The organism is Micromonospora matsumotoense, assembly GCF_900091525.1.
GTDB lineage: Bacteria > Actinomycetota > Actinomycetes > Mycobacteriales > Micromonosporaceae > Micromonospora > Micromonospora matsumotoensis.
Genome location: NZ_FMCU01000019.1, coordinates 12,986 through 34,289, shown reverse-complemented (window position 1 = coordinate 34,289; position 21,304 = coordinate 12,986). Strand labels below are relative to the sequence as shown.

Genomic DNA, 21,304 nt, shown 5'->3' with positions numbered 1-21,304 from the left:
GGAGGCCCGGTGGACACCGATCTCACCGCTGCCTATGCCCGCTGCCAGGAGCTGCACAGACACCACGGGCGCACCTACTATCTCGCCACCCGGCTGCTTCCCGCATGGAAACGGCGACACGTGCACGCCCTGTACGGCTTCACCCGCTACGCCGACGAGATCGTGGACCGCACCGAGGACCTGCCGCCCGCCGAACGCGCCGCCCGGCTGGACGCCTGGGGCTCCCGCTTCGTCGCCGGCCTGCACGGCGAGCCGGTCGACGACCCGCTGCTGCCGGCGGTGCTGCACACCATCGCCGTGTTCGACCTGGACCGGACCGACTTCGCGTCGTTCCTGCGCAGCATGGCGATGGACCTGACGGTCCTGTCGTACCCCACCTATGACGACCTGCTCGACTACATGGAGGGCTCGGCGGCCGTCATCGGCACCATGATGCTGCCCATCCTCGGCAGCTCCGACCCGGTCGCGGCCCGGGAGCCGGCCCGCCAGCTCGGATTCGCCTTCCAGTTGACCAACTTCATCCGGGACGTCGCCGAGGACCTCGACCGGGGCCGCACCTACCTGCCCGACGAGGACCTGGCCAAGTTCAACGTCACCCCCGAGGACCTGCGCGCCGCCCAGGCCACCGGCCGCAGCACCGACCGGATCCGTGACCTGATCGAGTACGAGGTGACCCGCGCCCAGGCCCACTACGCCGCCGCCGCGCCGGGCGTCACCCTGCTCGCCCCCGCCTCCCAGGCGTGCATGCGCACCGCGTACGCCCTCTACGGCGGCATCCTCGACGAGGTCGCCGCCCAGGACTACGACGTGTTCGTCCAGCGGGCCGTGGTGCCCCAGCGGCGTCGGCTGTCGGTGGCGGCGAAGGCGCTGCTCGCCCGTACCGGCACCCCGGTCGTGGTGCCCGGCCCGGCGCTGACGTGAGCGGCCGTACGGCGGTGGTGCTGTTCACCCGCGACCTGCGGGTGCACGACCACCCGGCCCTGGCGACGGCCTGCGCCGCCTTCGACCGGGTGGTGCCGCTGTACGTCCTCGACCCGACGCTGGCCGACCACTCGCCCAACCGCACCCGGTTCCTGCACCAGTGCCTCGCCGCGCTGCGGGACACCCTGCGCGGGCTCGGCGGTGACCTGGTGATCCGCCGGGGCGACCCGGTGGCCGAGGCGATCCGGGTGGCCCGGGAGGTGGGTGCCGAGGGGATCGGCCTGTCCGCCGACGTCAGCCGCTACGCCCACCGCCGGGAACGCCGGCTGCGCGCCGAGTGCGACCGGCACCGGCTCGCCCTGCGGCTCTTCCCCGGCGTCACGATCGTCGAGCCGGGGGCGCTGCGGCCCGGCGGCGGCGACCACTACCGGGTCTTCACCCCGTACCACCGGGTCTGGTCGGGGGCGCAGTGGCGGGCGGAGCTGGCCGCGCCCCGGCGGGTCACCCTGCCCGACGGGGTCCCGGTCGGTCGGCTGCCGGCACTGCCCAGGGGCGAGTCGCCGGACGCCGTGGTCGGCGGCGAGGCCGTCGGGCAGCGCCGGCTCGCACAGTGGTCGCCGACCCTGCACCGGTACGACGACATCCACGACGACCTGGCCGGCGACGAGACCTCCCGGCTCAGCCCCTACCTGCGGTTCGGCTGTCTGTCCCCGCTTGCGGTGGCGAACCGGGCCGACGACCGGGGGAGCCCGTTCGTCCGGCAGCTCTGCTGGCGGGACTTCTACTACCAGGTCACCGCCGCCTTCCCGGAGATCTCGGCCAAGGCCTACCGGCGTGGGGCCACCGAGGACTGGCGGTACGACGCGGCGGCGCTGACCGCCTGGAGCGAGGGCCGGACCGGGATGCCGATCGTGGACGCCGGTATGCGTCAACTGCACGCCGAGGGGTGGATGCACAACCGGGCCCGGCTGATCACCGCCGGCTACCTGACCAAGGTGCTCGGCCTGGACTGGCGGCCCGGCCTCGGGGTCTTCTCCCGCTGGCTGCTCGACGGGGACGTGCCCAACAACTCCGGCAACTGGCAGTGGGTGGCCGGCACCGGCAACGACAGCCGCCCCTACCGGGGACTCAACCCGGTACGCCAGGCCGAACGCTACGACCCCGACGGCGGGTACGTCCGCCGCTGGGTGCCCGAGCTGGCGGCGGTGGCCGGCAAGGCCGTGCACCAGCCGTGGCGGCTGCCCCCCGAGGTGCGCCGCACCCTCGACTACCCGCCGCCGCTGGAGGTCCCCGACGCCGACCCGGTCTGGCTGCGCTGACCCACCGGCGGGCGGTCCGGTGCACGGGGGCGGGAATTCCGGGGTGGAGCGGTGGCCGGGGGCGGGGCCGTGCGGAATGCTGGCGGGATGGCAGAGCCGGAACTGGTGGACGTGGTCGTGGTCGGGCTCGGCGTGGGCGGCGAGGAGGTGGCCGGGCGGCTCGCCGAGGCCGGACTCACCGTCGTCGGCGTCGAACGGGACCTGGTCGGCGGGGAGTGCCCGTACTGGGGCTGTATCCCCAGCAAGATGATGATCAGGGCGGCGAACGCCCTGGCCGAGGCCCGACGGGTCGACGGGTTGGCCGGCTCGGCGCAGGTCCGGGCCGACTGGGCGCCGGTGGCGAAACGCATCCGGGAGGAGGCCACCGACACCTGGAACGACCAGGCCGCGGTGGACCGGTTCACCGGCAAGGGTGGGCGGTTCCTGCGCGGCAGCGGCCGGCTCGACGGCCCCGATCGGGTCCGGGTCGGTGACCAGGTGTTCCAGGCCCGGCGGGGCATCGTCCTCGGCACCGGCACCCGCCCGTCGATCCCACCGATCGAAGGGCTGGCCGGCACCCCGTACTGGACGAACCACCAGGCGATCGAGGCGGCGGAGCTGCCGGCGACCCTGCTGATCATCGGGGGCGGCGCGATCGGGCTGGAGCTGGCGCAGGTTTTTGCCCGGTTCGGGGTCGGGGTGACCGTGCTGGAGGCGTCCGGCCGGGTGCTCGCCCTGGAGGAGCCGGAGTCGTCCGAGGTGGCCGCCGCCGCGCTGCGCGCCGACGGGGTGGAGATCGCCACCGAGGTCAGGATCGAACGCGTCGGCCACGACGACGGCACCTTCACCGTGTACGCCGGTGACCGGTCGTTCAGCGCCGAGAAGCTGCTGGTGGTGACCGGTCGCCGGGCCCACCTGGAAGAGTTGGGGTTGGACACCGTCGGGGTGGACGGCACCCAGCGCTACCTGCCGGTGGACGACCGGATGCACGTCACCGAGGGGATCTGGGCGGTCGGCGACGTGACCGGCGAGGGCGCGTTCACCCACATCGCCATGTACCAGGCGTCGATCGTGGTCGCCGATGTGCTCGATCATGCCCGGCGCGCCGCTGGCGGTCCCGACGCCAGCGGCACCGCCAGCGTGGTGGGCGGTGCGATGGGCGCTTCCAGCGCGGTCGGGGGGTCGATGGGCGCGGCCGGCCCGAGCGGCGCCGCCGGCACCGTCCCCCGCGCCGACTACCGGGCGCTGCCCCGGGTCACCTTCACCGACCCGGAGGTGGGCGCGGTCGGGCTCACCGAACGGCAGGCCCGCGAGCGGGGCATCAACGTGCAGGTCGGCTTCACCGAGCTGTCGTCGTCCACCCGGGGCTGGATCCACAAGAGCGAGCCGGGCGGCTTCATCAAGGTGATCGCCGACGCCGACCAGGGGGTGCTGATCGGCGCGACCTCGGTCGGCCCGGCCGGTGGGGAAGTGCTCTCGGCGCTGGTCGTCGCGGTGCACGCGGCCGTCCCGGTCAGCCAGCTCCGGCACATGATCTATGCGTACCCGACGTTCCACCGGGCCATCCAGAGCGCCCTGAACGACCTGAGCTGAACCCGGCTCACTCTCCGTGCCGGCCGGCGCGGTTCATGCGCCGTGCCGGCCGGCGCCGGCGGCGAAGCGGGCCGCGCCGGCCAGCGCGTCGGCCGTGAGCGAGTCCATCCCGTAGGCGAACTCGGTGGCGAGCGCCTCCGGCTCGGGCCGGCCGGCGCCGGCCAGCACCGACGCCCGGTCGTTGCGCAGGCAGGTCTGCGGATGGCGGGCGATCTCGGCGGCCAGCCGCTCGGCCGCCGCCCGTGCCTCACCCGGCGCGACCACCCGGTTGACCAGCCCCATCGCGTAGGCCTCGTCGGCGGGCACCGGACGGCCGGTGAGGATCAGGTCCATCGCCCGGCCCTCGCCGATGAGCCGGGGCAGCCGTACGGTGCCACCGTCGATCAGCGGCACCCCCCAACGTCGGCAGAACACCCCGAGCACCGCGTCCGACTCGGCGACCCGCAGATCGCACCAGAGCGCCAGCTCCAGGCCGCCGGCCACCGCGTACCCGGAGATCGCCGCGATGACCGGCTTGGACAGTGACATCCGGGTGGGACCCATCGGGCCGTCGCCGTCGGGCTCGACCCGGTTGCCGCTGGGGGTGCCGATGGCCTTGAGGTCGGCACCCGCGCAGAACGTGCCCCCCGCGCCCCACAGCACCGCGACCCGGGCGTCCGGGTCGGCCTCGAACGCGCGGAACGCGTCGGCGAGCGCCCGCGCGGTCGGGCCGTCGACGGCGTTGCGCGACGCCGCCCGGTCGAGGATCACCGTGGTCACCGCCCCGTCCCGGGAAACATGTACGGCCATCCCCCCAGCATCCCCCGCCCAGCCCCGACCGCCCAGCCCGCCCCGCCCGCTGCGCGGGCTTGCGGGTGGCGCTGTGGGGGCGATGTTGCGGGGTTCCGGGGGCTTGATACCGCTATCTGCGCGACATTGAGGGGATCTCCGTGGGCGGGTAGTGCCGGGGCGTGGCCCGGCCGGTGCGACCCGGTGGCACGGCGGGCGGGGCGGGGTCAGCGGCGGTCGGTGATCCGGGTGAGGAAGGTGTGCCAGGCGGCAGGGGTGAAGGTCAGGGTGGGGCCGTCGGGGTCCTTGGAGTCGCGGACGGCGATGACTCCGGGCAGGTTGTCGGCCACCTCGACACAGTTTCCGCCGTTGCCGCTGCTGCGGGTGCTCTTGCGCCAGCGTGCGTCGTTCAGTTCCATGTCTGGGCCACCTTTCTGATCAGATCAACGGACTGCCAGTGGGACAGCGCTTCGCCGCGCACGTTCTCCCACGCTGCCATCATGGCCGCGAGGTCATCGAGATCGCTAACTACCTGTCCCTGGAGTTGGTTGTCGAGGTCGTTTCCTCGGCTGGGCCCGGGCGCGAGGATCGGACGGCGCGGTGTGACACCGGCACCCCGAGACCCGCCCGCCCCGGCCCGAGACCCGCCCGCCCCGGAGATCGTGGCGCTGGTGGCGTCCGCGTCCGCGTACCGGCGCTGATCGGTGCAGCCTCTCCGGGTCCGCCGCCGGAGGACGCTGGTGGCGGGATGTTGCGGAGTCCGGGCTGGGTGGATACCGCTACCTGGCCGCCGTTGAGTCAATCAAGCCGGGGAACCCGAAGTGGTGCCGACTGCCCGGTTTGCCGCCGGTTCGGCCGGGAAGTCGGTGAACGTGCGAGCGTTGATGACGAAACTCGAACAGACCGCCGCGCTGGACCGGGTAGGCGACCGGTTGCAGCGCGCCGTCCAGGCGACCCTCCGCCCGCAGCGGGTACGTGACCTGCTGCACGGCGTCTTTCTGGGCCACCCGCTGCACCCCGCGATGGTGCAGGTGCCGGTGGGCGCCTGGATCAGCGCGGCAGTGGTCGACCTGCTCCCCGGCCAGCGCCGCGCGGCCACCACGCTGGTCGCGCTGGGCACCGTGAGCGCGGTACCCGCCGCCGTGGCCGGGCTCAACGACTGGGCGGAGCTGTCCCGGGACCAGCGTCGGGTGGGGCTCGTCCACGCCGCCGCCAACACCGTGGGCCTCACCCTGTACGCCGGCTCCCTCGCCGCCCGATTGAACGGCCGACACGGCGTCGGCCGGGCGCTGGCCTATCTGGGGCTGGGCGCGGCGAGCGCCGGGGCGTACCTCGGTGGGCATCTGGCGTACAAGCAGGGGGCGCAGGTCAGCCAGAGCGTCTCCGAACTGCACCGGATGAGCGACGGATGGCAGTCGGTGGCCGAGCTGGCGGGGCTGCCGCAGCGAAAGCTGGTGACCCGCGAGGTGGACGACGTCTCGGTCATTCTCTACCGGCACGGCGACGAGGTCACCGTGATGTTGGAGCGCTGCCCGCACCAGAGCGGCCCGCTCGGTGAGGGTGAGGTGCAGGAGATCGACGGGCACGCCTGTGTGGTCTGCCCCTGGCACGGCTCGGCGTTCCGACTCAACGGTGGCGAGGTAGTGCACGGCCCCTCCGCCACCGACCAGCAGATCCTCCCCACCCGGATAGTCGACGGCACCCTCCAAACCCGCCTCCCCTAACCCCACCCGTCTCGCCCGTCTCGTCTCGCCCTAAAGCGTTGATCAAGAGGTTTGCGGCAAACTGGAGATCAACTTTGACGCAAACCTCTTGATCAACCGGGCGAGCCGTCCGGGGCGGGGCGGCCGGGGGCGGGGCGGGTAAGGCCGGGTTGGGTCGGCCGGGTGGGGCAGGGCGGCGGGACGGGGCGAGGAGTGTGGGTGGGGGTCAGTCGCGGCGGTGGCGGCCGGTTACCAGGTCGCGGGCGGCGGAGGCGCGGCTGCCCATGGAGCGGCCCGGGGTGCGGCCGGTGGTGGCGCGGTTGGTGGACATGCGGGCGGCGGCGATCCGGGCGGCCGAGGTGCGGCCGGCCACCACCCGTGCGGGGCGGCGGCGCAGGCCGAGTACCGCGCCGATCTGCGCGCCGACGATGCTCGCCACCGCCAGTACCGCCGAGACGGCCAGCGGCCGGTTGATCGCGTCGTCCGGGGTGGCCCGGGACGCTCCGGCGGCCATCGCCGGTGGCACCCCGACGGGTCGCTCGGCCGGGGGCTGGGCGGTTTGCGGGGTGGCGGTCTGCGGGGTGGCCGGCCCGACCTTTCCGGTCGGTTTCGGGGTGGCGGGGGCCACCGGGTTGGCGGGCTTGCCCGGGGTGGTCGGCGAGGCCGGACCGCCCGGCTGCGGGTCGGCATGGCCGCCGGGGGTGCCCGGCGTGGTGACCGGCGGGCGCGGGGACGGCTTGCGGGGCGTACCCGGGACCAGGTGGCCACTGGCGTGCCGGCGGGCACCGGTGTCGTCGGCCTCGGTGGGGAGCTTGATGACCTGACCCGGCCGGATCCGGTCGGCGTCGCGCAGGTGGTTGAGCCGGGCGACCTCGGGATAGCGGTCGAAGTCGTCCAGGTAGCGCTCGGCCACCTCACCCAGGTAGTCACCCCGGGCCACCCGGTACACCGGCTTCGCCGTCGACTTCCCGTCCTCGAAGCCGGTCCGGGGGACGGGACCGAGGCCGGAACCGGGGACCGCGCCGTGGGTGACACCGGCGCTGGCACCGAGGCCGGCGCTGGGGGCGGCGCCGAGCCCGGTGCGGGAGGTGTCCAGCGTGGTCGCCACGCCGGTGCCGGCGGCGGCCGGGAGCGGCTGGGCCAGCGTCACCGCCGCGCTCGCCGCCGGACTGGCCGCGAGGATCAGCGCGACCGAGCCCAGCAGGGCCGCCGCCGCCCGCTGCTGCCGGCTCATCCCGGGCAGCCGGGGCGTCTGTCGGCGGGTGACCTGGGCACCCATCTCCACCAGCACCGAGAAGGCGAACGTCGCCCAGCCGAACCAGCCGACCAGCGCCAGTGCCCGGATGAAGAGCTGGCCGTCGTCCCGACTGGTCAGCACGGCGCCGACCTCGGTGAGGGTGGGCAGGTGGTCCGGCAGCGGGTTGCCGGCGAAGGCGAGCAGGGCGACCGGTGCGCCGACCAGCAACGCCACCAGTACCACCAGCGATCCGAAGCCGGTGAGCAACTGCCCGGTACGTCGGGCGGTGGAACCACGCGATGTGGTCATGCTGCCCTCCTTCCTACGGTCTGCCGGTGCGGGGACACCGGATGAGTGGGCCTACGGTCTCGGTGTGGGGGTACCGGGTGAGCGGGCCGACGGTCTGGGTGCGCAACAGACGGAATCCGCCAGGTCAGCGGGCTCATGGGCGGTCGGTGAGGGAGCGTGCGGTCGCCTCGCCGGAGACGGTGACGGTGCGGTCCATGCCGATCAGGCCGAGCATGTGCCGGCGGTAGACGACGGTGACCCGTACCCGTTTCTGTTTCTCTCCGGCGACCACCGGGAAACTGACCTGCTGGCCGGTCACGTCGGAGTTGCCCCGCAGGTATTGGGTGACGGCCGCGCGGGCGCCCGGCTCGTCGATCACCTTGGGTCGCCCCTCGATCGCGGCGGCCCGGTCGATCACCTGCCCGCCGCTGCGGGCCGCCTCGGCGGCCAGGTCGTCGGCGCGTTGCAGGGTACGCAGTTGACCCGCGCCGTCGTAGGCGACGCCGATGATCGCCAGGACGCCGATCATGGTGACGGCGAGGAAGAGGCTGATCCGGCCCTCGTCGCCGGTCGGACGCGCGGTCACCGCCGGCTCCGGTAACGGTCCAGCGGGGAGCCGAAGGTGGCCTCGACCCGTTTGTCGCCCATCGGCAGCCCGGGGAAGCGCATGCCGGCGAAGGAGACCGTGCAGCGCACCCGGACCCAGATGCTCACCGGCTCGCCGAGCGGCCGCCGGAACGCCGTGCTCAACGACGTGTGGTCGGAGTTGCTGGTCGACCCCCAGACCGTGACCTGGGGTGCGCTCGTGCAGTTGAGGCCGCGCCAGTCGAGCTGCCGGCGGGCGGCCGTCCGGGCGGCGCTCTCCGCCGTGCCGGCATCGCGGGCGATCGAGGCGGCCCGCGCGGCGTCGTGCGCCGCCGCCTCCACCGCCTCGTCGGCCACGGCGACCCGGCCGGCCACCCCGGCCAGCATCAGCAACGCGAGGAACGCGGGGGCCAGCACCGCCACCTCCACCGACACCGATCCCCGGGTACGCCCCGCCGCCCGGTCCACCGACATGTCGCCCGGGTGACGCCCGGCGGCCTGCCCGACCACCCCGTCGGGGCTGCCGGATCGCGGGGGGTGGACGACGGCCCGGTCGCCCCGGGCACGTCCTCGGGCGAGCCGGGTCAGCACGTCGCGCCCGGTGCGCCGGGGCGGGTGGGCGGTCACGGGTTGGTCCACCGTTCGACGGTGCCGTGGGCGGTCTGCCGGACGTCGAACCGGACGGCCGGGATGACGCTCAGGGACTTGCCGGTGACCGTGCAGGTCACCTCGGTGGCGGTGGTGGCGCAGGTGGTCCTCGCCCCGACCAGCCAGTCCCCGGCGGCACCGAGGAAACGCCTGGCGCGGGCCTCACCCGCCCCCGCCGGAGCGTCGAGGACCCGCTGCGCGTTCACCCCGCTCTGGGCGGCGTGCATCGCCGTCGACCGGGCCACGAACCAGGCGGCGATCTGGATGGAGCCGAAGAGCAGCACCAGCACCGCCGGCATCACCACGGCCAGCTCCACGGGGTTGGCCCCCCGGTCCGTACCCCCGGCGGTGAGCCTGCGACGGGCGGCCCGGACGGCGGTTCGGACCCCGGTGGGGCCGCGACGCCCGGCCTCGGGCGCGCGCAGGGGCTCGCACCGGGACTGGGCGGTGGTGGCCGCCCGGTCCCGGCGTGCGCAGGTCAGGGGAAGGCGGATCACTTGTCCGGGATGCCGTCCATCCAGCCCTTGGCCTTGGTCAACACAATGCCGGTGACCGCGATGCCGGCGGTGACCAGGCCGGCGATGATCACGGCGGTCGGGACCGGGCTGTCGCCCCGATCCGCCTCCCGGCGTAGCTCGGCCAGCCGAGCCACTGTGGCGACGTAGAGGAAGGTGACGAGGTGCATGGGGAGGGCTCCTTCTCGGGGTGGGTTGCTCAGAGGCGGGCGATGAACGGATAGAGGACGAACGCCAGCAGCACGAAGACCAGCAGCGAGCCGGGAATGTCCAGCCGGCTGGTGACGCCCTCGGCGCGGGCCAGGTTGTCGGTGCGGATCTGGTCCCGGAGCGACTCGGCGCGGCTGCGCAGCGTCTCGTGCACCTGGGCGCCCTCGCTGCCGGAGGACCGCATGATCGCTCCGACGTCACCCAGCTCCGGGATGCCGATCTTCTCGGCCAGTTCCTGCAACTCGTCCCAGGGCGAGTGCATCTGCATCTGGGCGATCCGCAGCGACTCCCGGATGCGGGCGAAGACCCAGCCGTCGCAGACGGCCGCCGCGCGTTCCAGCGACTGCACCGGGCCGTGCGCCGCCGACAGTTGCAACGCCACCAGATCCAGGTAGGTGCAGACCGCCGCGCGGAACTCATCCCGGGCGGTGTCCGCCTTGGCCAGCACCGTGCGGTGCGCGAGCAGCGCGCAGACCAGCGCCAACCCCAGACTGCCCAGCACCGGTACGACCACCGGCATGCTCACCCCGGCCAGGAAGAGCAGCGCCCCCGCCACCGTCGGGGTGGCCAGCCCGACCAGGGCGGAGAGCAGGATCGACATGGCGTACTGCTCGGGGGTCTGGTCGAGCAGGGCGAGCTGACGGTGCGGCGGGCGCAGCCAGCGGGAGAAGCCACCCAACCAGTCCGGCCCCCGCCCGGCGACGACGGCGGTGCCCGGCGGTTGGTGCAGCCGGCGCAGCGCGGGGCCGAGCGCCGGGGAGGCCGGCAACGCCTCCCGGACCAGCAGGAACAGGCCGAGCCCGATGGCGGCCCCGCCGAGCACCGCGATGGTGAGCTGCCAGTTGAGCGTCATGCGACCAGCTCCGCCGGGTCGGGCCTGGGCAGGAACCGGGGCGGCGGCGGGGGCTGGCTCATCGCGCGTACCCACACCAGCAGGGCGATGAACGCCGTCGCGAGCGTCGCCATCAGCACCTGACCGAAGAACGTCCCGTACGGCCGGACGTACTCGGTGTTGACCAACCCGTACGCCAGCACGGCCAGGGTCATCCCGGTGAGGAAGCGGACCGCGAACCGGGGCTGGGTGCGTTTGGCCTCCACCTCACGCCGGGTAGCCACCTCGGCGGAGGCGGCCGAGGCGATCGAGCCGAGCACGTCGCCGAGGCGCTCCCCCCGGTCGGTCAGGTGCAGGATCAACGCGGCGACCACCTGGTCGCAGACCGGGTCGCCGATCTCGTCGGCGAACGCCAGCAGGGCGGACCGGGCCGTCCAGCCGGCCTGGAGGCGGGCGGCGAGCAGCCGTACCTCCTCCTGGATCTGGTCCGGGACGGTGGCGATGGTGACGACGATCGCCTGCTGGAGGCCCTGCCCGGTGTTGGAGACGTCCTTGAGTCGGCGGGTCCACTCGCCGACCGCCTCGATCCGGGTGATGGCCCGCTCCTCGGCCCGGCCCACCGCGAACAGCCAGGGCACCCCCGGCACCGCCACCGCCACGATCAGCCCCACCACCGGCAGCCCGGTCAGCAGGAAGGCCAGCGCCCCCGCCACCGCCGCCGCACCCAGGGTCATCTGGTGGGCCCGCTGGTCCCGCCGGTTGGTGCCGGAGCCGAGCCAGAGCCGGCGCAGCCCGGTGGTCGAGGTGCGGGTCGGTCGGGTCGGCTTGGTGGTGCCGAACAACGCCACCACGACCAGCACCATCCCACCGACACAGGCCGCCCCGGAGACCACCGCGAGCAGTTCGATGGTGCTCATCGGCGCACCACCGGGGCGAGGCGGCTGTGCCGGGGACGACGCCAGGCGCCCGCCCCGGCCTCGATGAAACGGGACAGCAGCCGGGCGTCGTAGCCGACCCGTAGCAGTTGCCCCCGGACCCGTTCGGGCAGGTGGCGGGGGATGGCCCGACCGTCCGGGCCGGGCCCGAAGACGGTGGTGGTGGTGATCCGGTTGGCGTCGCCGACACCGATCACCTCCTCCACGTGGGAGACGAACCGGTGCTTGCGTCCGCCGATCGCGGTCTCGTCCTCGACGGTGACGTAGACGATCAGGTCGAGGGCGTTGCCGGCCATCCGGCGGGCCTGGTCGACGGTCATCTCCCGGCCGTACGCCAGCGCCAGCTCGATGATCCGCTCGCTCACCCCGGCCGGGGTACGGGCGTGGATGGTGCACATCGATCCCCGGCTGGTGGTCATCGCCTGGAGCATCGGCACGATCTCCCGGGACCGGACCTCGCCCACGATGATCCGCAGCACGCCCATCCGCAGCGACACCGGGATCAGGTCGGCGATGCTCACCTCACCGGCCGGTCGACCGTCCAGGCCACGCTCGCCGTGCCCCTCCCGGGACTCGAAGCTCATCACCGCCCGGTGCTTGTCCCCGCGCCGGGCCGGCAGCAACTCCCGGCTCTCCTCCAGCAGCACGTACGGCTCGTCGGGCGGGATCTCGTCCATCAGCGCCCGGATGACAGTGGTCTTGCCGGCCCCGGCCAGCCCGGCGACCATGATGTTCAACCCGGCCCGCATGGACGCCCGGAGGAAGTCGCGCAGCAGCGGATCGATCATCTCGTCCAGGTCGGGGCGGCTGCCGGCCAGGTCGTCGAGGCTGACGTCCAACGTGTTGTGTTTGCGGATCACCGCGTACGGCCGGTGGCTGACCAGGAACACCGCCGCCAACCGGCTGCCGTCGGGCAGTTGCAGGTCCAGCGTCGGCTTGGAGGTGGACAACGACCGTTCGGTGGCCCCGGCCCGGCGGGCCGCCGCCTGGAGGATCTCCACCAGTTCGTCGTCGCTGTCGGCGATCGGCTCGCCCCAGTCGACGCCACCGCCGTGCCGGGTGATGCGCACCTGGTCACAGCCGAGGATGTGCACCTCCTCGATGGTGTCGTCGACCAGCAGGGTCTGGAGCCGGCCCAGCCCGACCAGCTCGGCGGTCACCTGGTCGAGCAGGGTCCGTTCCTCGTCGGCGCTGAGCGGGGTGCCGGCCCGGCGTACCGCGTCGGCGTAGCCGGAGACCACCGCGACGGCGAGCCGGGCCCGCTCGACCTCCTCGGCGTCGGCGTCGAACTCCCGGCCGCGCTGCCACTGGGTGAGCCGTTCGCTCAGCTCCCGGCGCAGCTCCCGGACCACCGCGAAGTCCACCCGCGGCCGGGGCGGCGGGGTGGGCGCGGGCGGGGCGGGTGCCGGCGACGGCGCGGGGGTGTGGTGCCGGCCGTTCGCCGGTGGCAGCGGCGGCATGGTGGAGGTGGCCCCCGGCGGCGGGGTGCGCGGGTCGTGGGAGACCGGCTCAAACCGCATCCGGCACCCCCTGCGCCGGGGTCGGCCAGGCCAACCGGGCCCGCCGTTGCTCCAGCAACTCCCGGACCGGGGCCTCCAACGCGGCCGCCGCGCGCAGCAGCGGCCGTCCGGCGCGGACCGTGCCGCCGAAGCTGAGCGCCTGCGCGGTACGCGCGTCCTCCGGCAACCGGGCGATCACCGGCACTCCCAACGCCTTGCCGATCTCGGCGTTACCGTGCCCGTCGCCGACCACCAGCAGCCGCAGCGTGCCCGGCGGGACCCGGTGGTCGGTGAAGTCCCGTTCGATCGCCCGGATCATCGACCGGGTGCCGGAGAGGCCGGGCAGTTGCGCCCGGGTCACCAGCAACACCACGTCGGCGGCGCGCAGCAGCGGCCAGGGCGGCCCGAAGACCTGGAGCCGGCCACAGTCGACGATCACGTCGTAGCCGGGGCGGCCCCTCTCCAGGGTGCGGAAGAAGTCGGCGAACCGCTGCCACAGCGGGGTGACGCTGCCGGCCTGCGCCGGGTCCACCACACCGGGCAGCAGCAGCCGCTCCCGCCTCGGCGCGTCCAGGTCGACCAGTTGGGACCAGAACGTCGACTCCAGGCTGCCGTCGCGCAGCTCACCCACGGCCAGCTCACCGATGCCGCGCGGCCCGTCGAGCGCGCCGCCCAGGTAGCCGGCGAGCACCGAACCGCCGGCCGGGTCGCACTCGGCGAGCACCAACCGCCGGTGCCAGCTCAGGGTGCAGGCCAGCGCCGTGGTGGTGACGCCGGGTGAGCCCTTCGCCGAGACCAGCGCGATGATGGCCATGGTCAGGCCGCCTCGGTCAGCACGAGGGCGATCCGGTCCTGCGCGGCCAGCACCACCACCGCCGGGACGTCCCGGACGGCGAGCGCCAGGTAGACCACCACGTCGTCGTTCTCGGGGGCGACCGCGTCGATCACCGTGGCGGTGAACCGGGTGGCCGTGGGCTGGTTGTCGGCGTCCTCGTCCGGGGTGCTGACCAGCAGCACCTTGTCACCGGGGTGCAGCTTGCGGGCCGGCACCTTGCTCGGCTCCAGGCCCAGCGCGATCTGCTGCTGCCCCTGGCTGAGCAGCGGGGCGTCGGTGAGCTGGGCCATGGTGAGCAGCGAACCGGGGACCAGCGACACGGCGGCCCGCTTGCCGACCACCTCGTCGCGCTTCTTCGCCGGCACCGGGGACAGCCCGGCACCCCCGGAGACCTGCACGCTGACCAGGTCGTCGGCGGTCAGGACGCGACCCACCTCGACCGGGCGGGCGATGGCCAGGTAGCTGCCGGTGGCCCGGACCGAGGTGACCGCGAAGGCCGCGCCGAGGCCGCCCAACGCGATCAGCAGCACGGCGAGCCCGAGCAGGCCGGGTCGGGTACGGCGCTGCCGGACCACCTTGGGCGGGGCGACCGGCGCATCCACCGGGCCGCCGTTGCGGGTGGCCAGACTCACTGGGACATCTCCGTTCGTGACTGCGGGGCTCGCAAAACCGGCTCACTCCTCGCGCTCACTGGGACATCTCCGTTCGCGACTGCGGGGCTCGCAGAACCGTTGTCCGGCGCGGTTTCATCGGGTCACCACCTGGAGTTCCTTGATCTGGATCTCGACCACGCCGCTGGTGCGGGTCTGCGGGATGTCGCCGCTTTGACCACCGCCCTCCCAGTGCACGTTCCAGAAGGTGGTGGCGCTGACCCGGTAGTTGCCGGCCTTGGCGTAACCGGTGTCGTAGCCGCAGGTCGGCGACTTCTTGCCGGCGTTCGGACCGGTCGCCTTGTACGGCGTGCCGGGGCCGGTGCAGGTGATCTTCTTGCCGTTGCCCATGGTCCACACGATCCGCTCGACCTCGGCGGTGATCCGCACGGTCAGGCCACGGTCGCTGGCGGAGGCGCGGAGCGGGCCGAAGTAGTTCCGGCCGGTGCTGGCCCACATCCAGACCGGCAGGCCGACCAGGCCGGGGCCCATGCTGCGCCGGGGGGCCACCGAGGCCCGGGGTGGCAGCAGGCTGATCGAGGCGAGCGCCCGGCGGGCCAGTTCCTCCGGGTCGGGCGGGGTGCCGAACCCGGGCGGCTCGTCGTCGAGCAGCACCATCGACTGGTCGCCCAGGTCGCCGCCGTTGCAGGTCCGGACGTACCACACCTGGCCGTCCGGGGCCTCGCGCTGGGGTTCGGCGACCTTGTAGTAGCAGCCACTGGCGTTGTCGAACCAGCCGAGGTTCGGGTTGTAGCAGGGCAGCGGCTTGCCGTTCCACTGGCACTTCGGGGTGGCGCCGGGGCTGTTCGGGCTGCCCGGACCGGTGCCACCACCCGGGTCGCCGGGGGTGCCCGGGTCGTCGTCCCAGACGCTGCAGTCGTTCTGCCCCGGTGGGCACTCCACCCCCGGGCCGGCGGCCTGCACCTGGGCCGGCGGCGCGGCCACGGCGACCAGCAGTGCCAGCAACACCCCGGCCAGCACCCGTCGGGGCAGGCCGGCGGCCTGTCGGTGGGTCGGGCCGCCGGTTGGGCCGGTGGGGGTCGGGGCGGCGGGGACGGCGTGGGGCGGGGCGGAGTGGGTCGGCACGGGTGTTCCTTCCCGGGTCAACATGGCTGGTCCTCGTGTGCCGCGCCGGCGCTGATCAGCCACCGGCCGTCCGGGTAGCGGGTCGCGGTGGCGGTCGCCAGGTGCCGGCTTCCGCCGGAACCGGGCACCACCCGCTTGTCCTTGGCATAGACCAGCCGGTAGCCGGTGGCGTCCAGGCAGTCCTGGATCTCCACGGTCGGCGGGTCGCCGTCCAGGCTGACGGCGGTGACGGTGGGTGCGGACTTGAGCGTCCCGGTGCGTACCGCGCCGTGTCGGCGGGTGGCGTCGATGGCCACCCGGACCCGGGTGAGCAGCGGGTCGGCCAGGAACCGGGTCAGTTTCGGGTGGCGGGGGTCGCTGTCCCGGCTCGCCTCGCGGGAGGCGTCCAGATAGCCGGCGTACGCCGCCAGTGCGGCCCGTTCGGCGGTCCGTTCCGCCTCGGTGGGCTGGCGGGTGTCGCTGGCGGGCCGGGGGGCGGGCGCGCTGGTCGTCTCCGGCGAGTTTCCGCAGCCGGCGGCGGAGCCGGCCACCACGGCGATGACCAGGCAGGTGGTCCAGCGGCGGGAATGCCTAGTACGCATTTGCCGTGCCCCTCCTCGGTACTACCCGGCGGCGGCGATCGTGGCGGCCTCCGGGCATGCGGCGGTACGCCGGGATGATGTCGATCGGACATGTCCGGGTGCTGCGGCATCTACCTGTGTGGATCTTCTGCCAACTGTGGAGCGTGTGGTCCGGTGTGGGCGCTGACGCGGCTGCTCGGGGTTGCGTCCCACCCAAGGGGCGAGCATAGGCTGACGTGCGCCGATGCAACAGAGGCAATTCAACCGTGCACTCTCAGTGATGGGCAGGAGTGACCGAAGGTGGGCGATGTCCAGGGTGGCCGGCCGGGGCGACCGGTGCCGGCCGATCGTGGGCGGGTGCCCGCCGATCGGATCGGCCCGGCCGTCGAACCGCCCGCGTCACCGGGGGATATGGGGCGGGTCGAGGAGGCTGGTCCGATCCGTTCCCGGTCCGTCTCGGCCACCGCCCCGGAACCGCCTGAGGGGGTAAGGGTCGGACCGGCGTCCACTCCGGACACCATCTCGATATCGGACCGTTATCCCGGTCCCCACGGGAAGTCACCCTCCGTGTTCTTCGGGCGGCGGCTGGCGGGGGCGCTGGCGGTGGTGCCGGTGCTGCGGCTCGCGGTCGCCCGGTACGCCGTACCCCCGGGGGTGGTGGACCGGGCCGGGTGCGACGGCTGCGGCGCGCCGATCGGGCTGGACCGGCCGCTGCCGGCGCTCGGGCCGGCGGCCCGCTGCCCGGCCTGCCGGGGGCGGATCGGTGCGGCGCCGCTCGCGGTCGAGGCGTTGCTGCTGGCGGCCGTGGCGATGCTGGTGCTGGTCGACGGCGTGCTGGCCGAGCGGGCCGCGCTGGCCTGGTGGCTCGGCTGGGCGATCCCACTGATCCTGGTGGACCTGGCGGTGCACCGGTTGCCGGACCGGCTGACCTGGCCCGCCGCCGCCGGCACCTGGGCGTTGCTCGGGGTGGCCGCGCTGACCGGGGCGGGTGCCGGGCCGTGGCTGCGCGCGGTGTCGGCCGGTACGGCGCTCGGGCTGGCCTTCGCCGCCACCACGCTGTTGCTCGGCCGGCGGGGCTTCGGCCTGGGCGACGCCAAGCTGGCGCTGGGGACCGGGGCGCTGCTCGGCTGGCACGGTTGGGGCCTGCTGGTGACCGGCCTGGTGCTGACCTTCCTGCTGTCGGCGCTGGTCAGCGTGGTGCTGCTGGCATCCCGCCGGGTCGGCTGGTCCAGCCACCTGCCGTTCGGCCCGTTCCTGGTCGCCGGCACCTGCGCCGCCCTCCTCCTGACCGGCTGAGCAGGCCCTGGCCGCTGACCCCGCTCAGCGGCCGGGGCCGGTCCGGCTTTGCGGCCGGGGCCGGTGCCGCTCAGCGGTCAGGGTCGGTCCCGCTCAGTGGCGGGGGCCGGGGGCGGTGGGGACCGGTTCCCGGAGGGCCGTGGCGGAGCGGCGGCGCAGTGTCTCGGCGAGAACGCGGGCCGCCAACGGGGTGACCAGCAGGGTCACCGCGACGCCGAGGAGCAGACCGGCGAGGACGTCGTGCGGGTAGTGCACGCCGACGAAGACCCGGGAGAGCGCGGCGAGCAGGGCCATCGGCGCGGCGAGCAGACCCCACCGGGGCGACAGCAGCAGCACGGCGGTGGCCAGCGCCCCGGCGATGGTGGCGTGGTTGCTCGGGAACGACCAGTCGCCCACCGGCGGGCACTGCCCGGCCAGGATGGTGGCCGCACCCCGGCACGGCCGGTCCTCGTCCACCAGTGACTTGAGCGCCTCACTGCACCCGTACGCCAGGACGACGGTGGCCGGCGCGACCAGGGCGAGGGCCCGGCCCCACGGGTCGGCGCGGAGCAGCCGGGGCACGGCGACGGCCACCAGGAGCAGGCCGAGCAGCAGTATCACCGCTTCGGTGAAGTGCACCGTGAACCACTGCACCGGGGCCGGGGCGGAGTCGGCCACCTCGACGGCGTCGCGGTACCACTGCTCACTGATATCGGGAATGTCCGTGGTAACAGCCTGGTTCATTGCTCACCTCACGAAAGAGTCATACCGCTTTTAGCACAATCGAGGCACAGGAAATGGGTGGAACGGTCACATGCTGCGGGATGCAGCGGCGGTTCGCCGCCTGCGTCACAGCGAGTTCACAGCGGCTCCCGCGATTGACCGCCCGCCGTCGCCGGGTACCACCCCGCCGTGCAGATGGACGAGACCTGGCAGATCCGGCGTACCGCCACCGACCTGGACCGACTCGGCGAGACCGAGTCGGTCTTCGCCCTCGGCAACGGCTGGGTGGGCTGGCGGGGCACCCTCGACGAGGGCGAGCCCTACGGCATGCCGGGCAGCTACCTCAACGGCCTCCACGAGCGGCGGCAACAGAGCTACCCCGAGGACGGGTACGCCTTCCCGCAGGACAGCGACACCGTGATCAGCGCGCCCAACGCCGCCCTGATCCGGCTCTGGGTGGCCGGCGAACCGCTGGACCTGCGCACCGGGACGGTCCGCGCCCACGAGCGCACCCTCGACCTGCGGGCCGGCGTGGTGGAACGGCACACCGAGTGGATCTCACCGGCCGGTCACGGGGTGCGGGTCCGCAGCACCCGACTGGTCTCACTGCCCCGACACGCCGTCGCCGCCGTCCGCTACCAGGTCGAACCGCTGGACGACCGGCCGGTCGAGATCCGGGTCTGCGCGGACGTGCTGGCCAACGAGCGGGTGCCGGAACGGGCCGACGACCCCCGGGCCGCCTCGGTCGTGCACGATCCGCTCGACGCTGAGCTGCACCGCCCGGACGGCCACCGGGGTGTGCTGGTGCACCGCACCGACCGCAGCGCCCAGCGGGTCGCCGTCGCGGTGACCCACGAGACGACGGTCCCGGCGGGCTTCACCGAGGGCGACGACCACACCCCGGACCGGCTGCGGATGACCGTCGAGGGTCGGCTCGCGCCGGGCGGGCAACTGCAGCTCACCAAGTACGCCGCGTACGAGTGCGCGCCGGTCGACGACGGCACCCCCGACGAGCTGGCCGACCTGGTCACCACCGAGGTCGACGCCGCCCGGCGGCACGGTTTCGACGCGCTGCTGGCCGACCAGCGGGCCGTGCTCGACGAGCGGTGGCGCACCGCCGACGTGGAGATCGACGGCGACGCCGAGCTGCAGCAGGCCGTCCGCTTCTCGGTGTTCCACCTGCTCCAGGCGGGGCGGGTCGACGGCGACCGGACGATCGCGGCGAAGGGGCTCACCGGCAACGGCTACGACGGGCACGTGCTGTGGGACACCGAGAGCTACGTGCTGCCGGTGCTGACGTACCTGCTGCCCGGGGTGGCCCGGGGTGCGCTGCGCTGGCGGCACGCCCACCTGCCCGAGGCCCGGGACCGCGCCGCCGAGCTGCGACTCACCGGGGCGACCTTCCCGTGGCGCACCATCGGCGGCCGGGAGTGCTCCGGCTACTGGCCGGCCGGCACCGCCGCCCTGCACGTCAACGCCGACATCGCCGACGCGGTGCTGCGCTACGTCACGGCCACCGGCGACCAGGAGTTCCTCGCCGACACCGGGCTGGAGCTGCTGGTGGAGACGGCCCGGCTCTGGGCCGGCTACGGCCACTGGTCCGACGACGGCGCGTTCCACGTCACCGGGATCACCGGTCCCGACGAGTACGCCGCCCTGGTCGACGACAACGTCTTCACCAACCTGATGGTCCGGCGCAACCTGCGGGGGGCCGCCGACGCCGCCCGACGGCACCCGGAGCGGGCCGCCGCGCTCGGCGTCGACGCGGAGGAGATCGCCGGTTGGCGGGCCGCCGCCGACGCGGTGCACCTGCCCTACGACCGCAAGCGTGGGGTGCACCAGCAGGCGGCGGGCTTCACCGAGCAACCCGAGTGGGACTTCGCGGCGATGACCGACGACGACTACCCGCTGCTGCTGCACTACCCCTACCTGGAGCTGTACCGGCGGCAGGTGGTCAAGCAGGCCGACCTGGTGCTCGCCATGCAGCGCTTCCCGGGGGAGTTCACCGCCGAGGAGAAGGGCCGCAACTTCGCCTACTACCAGGCCCGCACGGTCCGCGACTCGTCGCTGTCCGCCGGCTCCCAGGCGGTGCTCGCCGCCGAGCTGGGCCACCTGGACCTGGCGTACGACCTGTTCGCCGAGGCGGCCCTGCACGATCTCGCCGACCTCGGTGACAAGACCAGCGACGGGCTGCACCTGGCCGCGCTGGCCGGGGCGTGGACGGCGGTGGTGGAGGGCTTCGGCGGGCTGCGCGACGACACCGGGGAGCTGTCGTTCGACCCCCGGCTGCCGGCCCGGCTCGACCGGCTCGCCTTCCACCTGCGCTGGCACGGGCACCGGCTGCGGGTCACCCTGACCCGGGACGGGGCCCGCTACGAGCTGCCCGACGCCGACCCGGCGACGGCGGTCGCGCTGCGGCACGCCGGGGAACCGGTCACGGTCACCGGCGCGGCGGCGGTCACCCGGCCGATGCCGCCGGTGCCCGACCCGGGGCCGGAGCCGCCGTCACCGCCCGGCCGGCGGCCGGCCCGTCGGGCCTGACCCGCCCCGCATCCGCTCCCGCACCACCGCCAGCTCCTCGAAGGCGTACGCCCAGTTGTGGCACTTGAAGCTGCGCAGCCCGGTGATCGGGGTGTGGCAGTCGAGGCAGTGCACCCCGGCGATCGCGTCCGGGACCTCGGTGTTGACGTACCGGCGGTCACCGAGGATCACCGTGGCGATCATCGCCGGGTCGTGCACACCCTTGAGGGCCGACGCGACGATGTCCAGCCAGGTGGTCCGGCGTCCGCACTTGGGGCAGTCCGGCTCGTCACCGCTGACCCACAGTGGTGCGCCGATGCTCTGCGCCGGCATCCCGAGCAGCTTCTCCAGCCGGCGTACGTCGTGCTCCGGGGTGGTCCAGCGGTGCCGCCCCGGCAGCGAGGCGGGTGAGTCGTACACGGCCCGGAACAGGGCCGGGTCCACCTCCACGGTCTCCCGGTCAGTGTTCATCTCGGATACCTCCTCGCCGACGGTCGGTGTCACCGTCATACCGGCCCGGGGCGGTCCCGGGCAGCCGGCTCGCCGACACGGCGGGTCAACACCTCGTCGCCCGGGATGCTAGACATCAGGCGCGACGGGCCCGCCGTGCACCGGTGGGGCGT

Annotated in this window: 22 protein-coding genes and 1 pseudogene; 6 read left to right on the top strand and 17 right to left on the bottom strand. The window is 74.0% G+C overall.

The window, feature by feature from the left end:
- Positions 1 to 9 precede the first annotated feature (9 nt).
- The 3 genes from GA0070216_RS27370 to GA0070216_RS27360 all read left to right on the top strand — a co-directional run bounded on the left by GA0070216_RS27370 (position 10) and on the right by GA0070216_RS27360 (position 3,812).
- Positions 10 to 921 (top strand): phytoene/squalene synthase family protein, encoded by a 912-nt coding sequence (locus GA0070216_RS27370; RefSeq protein ID WP_091252065.1) that lies wholly within the window; start codon positions 10 to 12, stop codon positions 919 to 921.
- Positions 918 to 2,240, top strand: a complete 1,323-nt coding sequence (locus GA0070216_RS27365; protein ID WP_091252063.1) for a cryptochrome/photolyase family protein — start codon at positions 918 to 920, stop codon at positions 2,238 to 2,240. Before GA0070216_RS27370 ends, GA0070216_RS27365 begins: the two co-directional genes overlap by 4 nt.
- 87 nt (positions 2,241 to 2,327) lie before the next feature.
- Positions 2,328 to 3,812 (top strand): dihydrolipoyl dehydrogenase family protein, encoded by a 1,485-nt coding sequence (locus tag GA0070216_RS27360; RefSeq protein WP_091252061.1) that lies wholly within the window; start codon positions 2,328 to 2,330, stop codon positions 3,810 to 3,812.
- Between the two features lie 33 nt (positions 3,813 to 3,845).
- On the opposite strand, the gene GA0070216_RS27355 is transcribed toward GA0070216_RS27360, so the two are convergent.
- From GA0070216_RS27355 to GA0070216_RS35800, 3 genes and pseudogenes are all read right to left on the bottom strand, one after another.
- Positions 3,846 to 4,601 (bottom strand): crotonase/enoyl-CoA hydratase family protein, encoded by a 756-nt coding sequence (locus GA0070216_RS27355; RefSeq protein ID WP_091252059.1) that lies wholly within the window; start codon positions 4,599 to 4,601, stop codon positions 3,846 to 3,848.
- A gap of 206 nt (positions 4,602 to 4,807) precedes the next feature.
- The gene (locus GA0070216_RS27350; protein WP_091252057.1) at positions 4,808 to 4,999 is read right to left on the bottom strand and encodes a DUF397 domain-containing protein; all 192 of its coding nucleotides are present in this window, start codon (positions 4,997 to 4,999) and stop codon (positions 4,808 to 4,810) included.
- Positions 4,990 to 5,136 (bottom strand): annotated as a pseudogene (locus GA0070216_RS35800) (XRE family transcriptional regulator); the annotation flags it as partial. The gene GA0070216_RS27350 and the pseudogene GA0070216_RS35800, both read right to left, overlap by 10 nt.
- Before the next feature lie 328 nt (positions 5,137 to 5,464).
- Here GA0070216_RS35800 and GA0070216_RS27340 point away from each other — a divergent pair.
- The gene (locus GA0070216_RS27340) at positions 5,465 to 6,304 is read left to right on the top strand and encodes a Rieske (2Fe-2S) protein (RefSeq protein WP_245722765.1); all 840 of its coding nucleotides are present in this window, start codon (positions 5,465 to 5,467) and stop codon (positions 6,302 to 6,304) included.
- A gap of 205 nt (positions 6,305 to 6,509) precedes the next feature.
- Here GA0070216_RS27340 and GA0070216_RS36245 read toward each other — a convergent pair whose 3' ends face one another.
- The 12 genes from GA0070216_RS36245 to GA0070216_RS27280 all read right to left on the bottom strand — a co-directional run bounded on the left by GA0070216_RS36245 (position 6,510) and on the right by GA0070216_RS27280 (position 16,184).
- Entirely contained in the window at positions 6,510 to 7,829 is a 1,320-nt protein-coding gene (locus GA0070216_RS36245) for a LysM peptidoglycan-binding domain-containing protein (RefSeq protein ID WP_091252055.1), read from the bottom strand.
- Between the two features lie 133 nt (positions 7,830 to 7,962).
- Complete coding sequence (locus tag GA0070216_RS27330; RefSeq protein ID WP_091252267.1) at positions 7,963 to 8,337, bottom strand: hypothetical protein; 375 nt, start codon at positions 8,335 to 8,337, stop codon at positions 7,963 to 7,965.
- A gap of 53 nt (positions 8,338 to 8,390) precedes the next feature.
- On the bottom strand, positions 8,391 to 8,861 hold the full coding sequence (locus GA0070216_RS27325) for a TadE/TadG family type IV pilus assembly protein (RefSeq protein WP_176739168.1): 471 nt from the start codon (positions 8,859 to 8,861) through the stop codon (positions 8,391 to 8,393).
- A gap of 155 nt (positions 8,862 to 9,016) precedes the next feature.
- Entirely contained in the window at positions 9,017 to 9,466 is a 450-nt protein-coding gene (locus GA0070216_RS35790; protein WP_425413202.1) for a TadE/TadG family type IV pilus assembly protein, read from the bottom strand.
- A 68-nt stretch (positions 9,467 to 9,534) separates the two neighbouring features.
- Complete coding sequence (locus GA0070216_RS27315; protein WP_091252053.1) at positions 9,535 to 9,726, bottom strand: hypothetical protein; 192 nt, start codon at positions 9,724 to 9,726, stop codon at positions 9,535 to 9,537.
- Positions 9,727 to 9,755: 29 nt separating this feature from the next.
- Positions 9,756 to 10,619, bottom strand: coding sequence for a type II secretion system F family protein (locus tag GA0070216_RS27310; RefSeq protein ID WP_091252052.1), 864 nt, complete (start codon positions 10,617 to 10,619; stop codon positions 9,756 to 9,758).
- Positions 10,616 to 11,515, bottom strand: coding sequence for a type II secretion system F family protein (locus GA0070216_RS27305; protein WP_091252050.1), 900 nt, complete (start codon positions 11,513 to 11,515; stop codon positions 10,616 to 10,618). Before GA0070216_RS27305 ends, GA0070216_RS27310 begins: the two co-directional genes overlap by 4 nt.
- Complete coding sequence (locus GA0070216_RS27300; RefSeq protein WP_091252048.1) at positions 11,512 to 13,053, bottom strand: TadA family conjugal transfer-associated ATPase; 1,542 nt, start codon at positions 13,051 to 13,053, stop codon at positions 11,512 to 11,514. Before GA0070216_RS27300 ends, GA0070216_RS27305 begins: the two co-directional genes overlap by 4 nt.
- Positions 13,043 to 13,846, bottom strand: a complete 804-nt coding sequence (locus GA0070216_RS27295; RefSeq protein ID WP_091252045.1) for a CpaE/TadZ family protein — start codon at positions 13,844 to 13,846, stop codon at positions 13,043 to 13,045. Before GA0070216_RS27295 ends, GA0070216_RS27300 begins: the two co-directional genes overlap by 11 nt.
- A 2-nt stretch (positions 13,847 to 13,848) precedes the next feature.
- Positions 13,849 to 14,499 carry an SAF domain-containing protein gene (locus GA0070216_RS27290; RefSeq protein ID WP_091252043.1) on the bottom strand — a complete coding sequence of 217 codons (651 nt, stop codon included), beginning with the start codon at positions 14,497 to 14,499 and terminating at the stop codon, positions 13,849 to 13,851.
- A gap of 114 nt (positions 14,500 to 14,613) precedes the next feature.
- Complete coding sequence (locus GA0070216_RS27285; RefSeq protein ID WP_425413200.1) at positions 14,614 to 15,627, bottom strand: hypothetical protein; 1,014 nt, start codon at positions 15,625 to 15,627, stop codon at positions 14,614 to 14,616.
- On the bottom strand, positions 15,621 to 16,184 hold the full coding sequence (locus GA0070216_RS27280) for a hypothetical protein (RefSeq protein WP_091252041.1): 564 nt from the start codon (positions 16,182 to 16,184) through the stop codon (positions 15,621 to 15,623). Before GA0070216_RS27280 ends, GA0070216_RS27285 begins: the two co-directional genes overlap by 7 nt.
- Before the next feature lie 546 nt (positions 16,185 to 16,730).
- Between GA0070216_RS27280 and GA0070216_RS27275 the strand changes: the two genes are divergently transcribed.
- On the top strand, positions 16,731 to 17,459 hold the full coding sequence (locus tag GA0070216_RS27275; RefSeq protein ID WP_245722763.1) for a prepilin peptidase: 729 nt from the start codon (positions 16,731 to 16,733) through the stop codon (positions 17,457 to 17,459).
- 93 nt (positions 17,460 to 17,552) lie between these two features.
- Here the strand turns inward: GA0070216_RS27275 and GA0070216_RS27270 are convergent, their stop codons facing one another.
- The gene (locus tag GA0070216_RS27270) at positions 17,553 to 18,182 is read right to left on the bottom strand and encodes a phosphatase PAP2 family protein (RefSeq protein WP_091252038.1); all 630 of its coding nucleotides are present in this window, start codon (positions 18,180 to 18,182) and stop codon (positions 17,553 to 17,555) included.
- A gap of 174 nt (positions 18,183 to 18,356) precedes the next feature.
- On the opposite strand from GA0070216_RS27270, the gene GA0070216_RS27265 reads away from it, so the two are divergent.
- Positions 18,357 to 20,702 (top strand): glycoside hydrolase family 65 protein, encoded by a 2,346-nt coding sequence (locus tag GA0070216_RS27265; protein ID WP_091252258.1) that lies wholly within the window; start codon positions 18,357 to 18,359, stop codon positions 20,700 to 20,702.
- Here GA0070216_RS27265 and GA0070216_RS27260 read toward each other — a convergent pair.
- Entirely contained in the window at positions 20,667 to 21,152 is a 486-nt protein-coding gene (locus tag GA0070216_RS27260; RefSeq protein WP_091252036.1) for a hypothetical protein, read from the bottom strand. The two genes, GA0070216_RS27265 and GA0070216_RS27260, sit on opposite strands and share 36 nt — an antisense overlap.
- Between the last annotated feature and the right edge of the window lie 152 nt (positions 21,153 to 21,304).

What these genes read in the sequence shown, in the direction of transcription:
- GA0070216_RS27300 (WP_091252048.1), bottom strand. Translation starts at nt 13,053, where the DNA reads ATGCGGTTTGAGCCGGTCTCCCACGACCCGCGCACCCCGCCGCCGGGG.
- GA0070216_RS27315 (WP_091252053.1), bottom strand. Translation starts at nt 9,726, where the DNA reads ATGCACCTCGTCACCTTCCTCTACGTCGCCACAGTGGCTCGGCTGGCC.
- GA0070216_RS27285 (WP_425413200.1), bottom strand. Translation starts at nt 15,627, where the DNA reads ATGTTGACCCGGGAAGGAACACCCGTGCCGACCCACTCCGCCCCGCCC.
- GA0070216_RS27280 (WP_091252041.1), bottom strand. Translation starts at nt 16,184, where the DNA reads ATGCGTACTAGGCATTCCCGCCGCTGGACCACCTGCCTGGTCATCGCC.
- GA0070216_RS27360 (WP_091252061.1), top strand. Translation starts at nt 2,328, where the DNA reads ATGGCAGAGCCGGAACTGGTGGACGTGGTCGTGGTCGGGCTCGGCGTG.
- GA0070216_RS27295 (WP_091252045.1), bottom strand. Translation starts at nt 13,846, where the DNA reads ATGGCCATCATCGCGCTGGTCTCGGCGAAGGGCTCACCCGGCGTCACC.
- GA0070216_RS36245 (WP_091252055.1), bottom strand. Translation starts at nt 7,829, where the DNA reads ATGACCACATCGCGTGGTTCCACCGCCCGACGTACCGGGCAGTTGCTC.
- GA0070216_RS27340 (WP_245722765.1), top strand. Translation starts at nt 5,465, where the DNA reads ATGACGAAACTCGAACAGACCGCCGCGCTGGACCGGGTAGGCGACCGG.
- GA0070216_RS27350 (WP_091252057.1), bottom strand. Translation starts at nt 4,999, where the DNA reads ATGGAACTGAACGACGCACGCTGGCGCAAGAGCACCCGCAGCAGCGGC.
- GA0070216_RS27330 (WP_091252267.1), bottom strand. Translation starts at nt 8,337, where the DNA reads ATGATCGGCGTCCTGGCGATCATCGGCGTCGCCTACGACGGCGCGGGT.
- GA0070216_RS27260 (WP_091252036.1), bottom strand. Translation starts at nt 21,152, where the DNA reads ATGAACACTGACCGGGAGACCGTGGAGGTGGACCCGGCCCTGTTCCGG.
- GA0070216_RS27305 (WP_091252050.1), bottom strand. Translation starts at nt 11,515, where the DNA reads ATGAGCACCATCGAACTGCTCGCGGTGGTCTCCGGGGCGGCCTGTGTC.
- GA0070216_RS27310 (WP_091252052.1), bottom strand. Translation starts at nt 10,619, where the DNA reads ATGACGCTCAACTGGCAGCTCACCATCGCGGTGCTCGGCGGGGCCGCC.
- GA0070216_RS27270 (WP_091252038.1), bottom strand. Translation starts at nt 18,182, where the DNA reads ATGAACCAGGCTGTTACCACGGACATTCCCGATATCAGTGAGCAGTGG.
- GA0070216_RS27355 (WP_091252059.1), bottom strand. Translation starts at nt 4,601, where the DNA reads ATGGCCGTACATGTTTCCCGGGACGGGGCGGTGACCACGGTGATCCTC.
- GA0070216_RS27265 (WP_091252258.1), top strand. Translation starts at nt 18,357, where the DNA reads ATGGACGAGACCTGGCAGATCCGGCGTACCGCCACCGACCTGGACCGA.